The 3561-nt window shown below is 71.8% G+C and carries 3 protein-coding genes; all 3 read left to right on the forward strand.

Features of this window, described 5'->3' with window-relative positions:
• Window positions 1-1388, forward strand: a 1388-nt coding sequence (locus tag ACWGIG_RS37810) for a glycerol-3-phosphate dehydrogenase/oxidase (RefSeq protein ID WP_453326257.1), incomplete at its 5' end; no start/stop codon positions are given.
• A 207-nt stretch (window positions 1389-1595) separates the two neighbouring features.
• On the forward strand, window positions 1596-2267 hold the full coding sequence (locus ACWGIG_RS37815; RefSeq protein ID WP_453326258.1) for a FadR/GntR family transcriptional regulator: 672 nt from the start codon (window positions 1596-1598) through the stop codon (window positions 2265-2267).
• A 186-nt stretch (window positions 2268-2453) separates the two neighbouring features.
• Window positions 2454-3515 (forward strand): PAC2 family protein, encoded by a 1062-nt coding sequence (locus tag ACWGIG_RS37820; RefSeq protein WP_453326259.1) that lies wholly within the window; start codon window positions 2454-2456, stop codon window positions 3513-3515.
• Window positions 3516-3561 lie beyond the last annotated feature (46 nt).

Raw genomic sequence — 3561 nt, forward strand, 5'->3', positions numbered from 1 at the left:
CCTCCAAGCTGCTGCACGGCGGGCTGCGCTACCTGCAGACCGGTGCCGTCAAGCTGGTGGCGGAGAACCACTTCGAGCGGCGTGCGGTCTCCCGCGACGTGGCCCCGCACCTGGCCAACCCGCTGACCTTCTACCTCCCCGTCTACAAGGGCGGCCCGCACGGCGCGGCCAAGCTCGGCGCGGGCGTCTTCGCCTACTCCGCGCTGTCCGCCTTCGGTGACGGCGTCGGTCACGTCATCTCGCCGTCGAAGGCGGCCCGTGACGTCCCCGAGCTGCGTACGGACAACCTGAAGGCCGTCGCGGTCTACGGCGACGACCAGATGAACGACTCCCGCATGGCGCTGATGACGGTCCGCGCGGCCGTCGAGGCCGGGGCGACCGTCCTCAACCACGCCGAGGTGACCGGGCTGCGCTTCACGCACGGCCGGGTGACGGGTGCGGAGCTCAAGGACCGCATGGACGGTACGGAGTTCGGCGTCGACGCCCGTCTGGTGCTGAACGCGACCGGCCCCTGGGTGGACCACCTGCGCAAGCTGGAGGACCCCAACTCGGCGCCCTCCATCCGCCTCTCCAAGGGCGCGCACCTCGTCCTCAAGAGGACGTCGCCGTGGAAGGCCGCGCTGGCGACCCCGATCGACAAGTACCGGATCACCTTCGCGCTGCCGTGGGAGGACCAGCTGCTGCTGGGCACCACCGACGAGGAGTACGAGGGCGACCCGGCGGACGTCGCGGTCAACGACAAGGACGTCACGCAGATCCTCGACGAGGCCGCGTTCTCGATCCGCGACCAGCAGCTGTCGCGGGACCTGATCACGTACTCCTTCGCGGGTCTGCGGGTGCTGCCCGGCGGGCCCGGCGACACCTCGAAGGCCAAGCGCGAGACCGTCGTCACCGAGGGCCGCGGCGGCATGCTGTCGGTGGCCGGCGGCAAGTGGACGACCTTCCGCCACATCGGCCGCACGGTGATGAACAAGCTCGCCGCCCTCCCCGGCCACCCGCTGGGCGAGGACATGGAGCCGATCTCGCACCTGCCGAAGAAGCTTCCGCTGCCGGGCATCTCGAACCCGAACGCGGTCGCGCACCGGCTGCTGGTCGACGGCGGCACCCCCGGCCCCCGGATGTCCCCGGAGACCGCCCGCCACCTGGCCACCCACTACGGCTCGCTGTCCTTCGACATCGCGCGCCTGGCCGCCGACAACCCGGCACTCGCCGAGCGCATCCACCCGGACGCCCCGGAGATCTGGGCGCAGGTCGTGTACGCGCGCGACCACGAGTGGGCGGAGACCGCGGACGACGTGCTGCGCCGCCGCACCACCCTGACGATCCGGGGCCTGGCGACGGACGACGTACGGGCGAAGGTCGAGCGGGTACTGAGCCGCGAGGCGTAACGGGTACCGGGCCGCGAGGCGCAAACGGCCACCGGGCCGCGAGGCGTCAGCGGTACGGGCCTCTCCCCAGGACCGTTTCACGACGGCGGGCGGCGGCGGGCGGGCTCCTTGCGGGGCTCGCCCGTCGCCGTTCCGGTCCCTTCCGCCTCCGTGCGACCATTGGTCGGATGTCTGGCGGTGGGCCGGGCGGGGAGCTGGAGGAAGCCCATGGCCGTCACCGACGAGGCCATCGAACGCATCAAGACCATGATCGTCTCGGGTGCGCTGCGCCCCGGCGACCGGCTGCCCAAGGAGAGCGAGCTCGCCGCCGAGCTGGGCCTCTCGCGCAACTCCCTGCGCGAGGCGGTGCGGGCGCTGTCGCTGATCCGGATCCTGGACGTGCGCCAGGGCGACGGCACGTACGTCACCAGCCTCGACCCGCAGCTCCTCCTGGAGGCGATGAGCTTCGTGGTGGACTTCCACCGCGACGACACCGTGCTGGAGTTCCTGGCCGTACGCAGGATCCTGGAGCCCGCCGCCACGGCGATGGCCTGCCTGCACATCGAAGAGGCCCAGCTGGACGCGCTGGAGGAGCAGCTGGCGGCGCTGGGGCCCGCCCCCTCGGTGGAGGAACTGGTCACGGCCGATCTGGAGTTCCACCGGTCGATCGTGCGCAGCTCGGGGAACACCGTCCTGTGCTCGCTGCTCGACGGGCTGTCCGGGCCGACCACCAGGGCCCGGATCTGGCGCGGGCTGACCCAGGAGGACGCGATCACCCGCACGCTGCACGAGCACCGGGCGATCCTGGGTGCGCTGCGCGCCGGGGACGCGGAGGCGGCGAGGTCGTGGGCGACGGTGCACATCGCGAGCGTGGAACAGTGGCTGCGGTCCACGCTGTAGAGGTGGGCCACGCGACAGGGCCGGGTTCGGACTCGGACTCGGACTCGGACAACAACGAAGATCCGAGGTCTCCGATCTGGCCGATTTCGATTGATTCCGTGCCCGGAGGGCACGCTTCCCGCATGCGTAAGGTGGGGGAACTGGACGGGGGGAACGTCGGATGAAGACGGATGAAGGAGGCGCTGGGTGATCGAGCTCGACGGAGTTCCCGAGCTGGTCGACCCGGTCATGGTGGCCGCGTTCGAAGGCTGGAACGACGCTGGTGACGCCGCCTCTGCCGCGGTCGCACACCTGGAGCGGGAGTGGAAGGGCGAGGTGTTCGCGGCGCTCGACGCCGAGGACTACTACGACTTTCAGGTCAACCGCCCCACCGTCTTTCTGGAGAACGGCGTACGGAAGGTCACCTGGCCGACGACCCGGCTCTCGGTGGTCCGCACCGGTGGCGAGAAGCCGCGCGACCTGGTGCTGGTGCGCGGTATCGAGCCCTCCATGAGGTGGCGCTCGTTCTGCAACGAGATCCTTGGCTTCGCGCACGAACTGGGTGTGGAGATGGTGGTGGTCCTGGGCGCACTGCTCGGCGATACCCCGCACACCCGGCCGGTTCCGGTCAGCGGGGTCACCTCCGACCCGGACCTGGCGCGGACGATGGATCTGGAGGAGACGCGGTACGAGGGCCCCACGGGCATCGTCGGCATCCTCCAGGAGGCGTGCACGCACGCGGGCGTGCCCGCGGTGAGTCTGTGGGCCGCGGTGCCGCACTACGTGTCGCAGCCGCCGAACCCGAAGGCGACGCTGGCCCTGCTGAACCGACTGGAAGACCTCATCGGGCTGCGCATCCCGCTCGGTGAGCTGGCCGAGGACGCGAGGGCCTGGCAGGTCGGCGTGGACCAGCTGGCGGCGGAGGACAGCGAGGTCGCGGAGTACGTGCAGTCGCTGGAGGAGGCGCGGGACACCGCCGATCTCCCGGAGGCCTCGGGCGAGGCCATCGCCCGGGAGTTCGAGCGGTATCTGCGGCGCCGCGATCCGGGTGCGGGTCCCGGCGGCGCGGGCGGGGGACCCGGCGGTCCCAGCCACGCGACGGACGGCGGCGACGCCTCCGGCGGTGCGTATCTGCGCGACACCGCCAGCGGCCGGACCCGGCCGCCGAAGAAGCCCCGTACGGGTACGGACGAGGAGTCCGACGGCGGGGACGGCGGGGGCGGCGACGACGCTGCCTCCCCGGGTGACTCCGGGGGCGGCGGGGAGTGACCTGCGGCGGCGGGTGAGCGGTGAGGGGCGGTGCCTGTACAGGCAC

This window comes from Streptomyces sp. NPDC054863 (assembly GCF_053610825.1).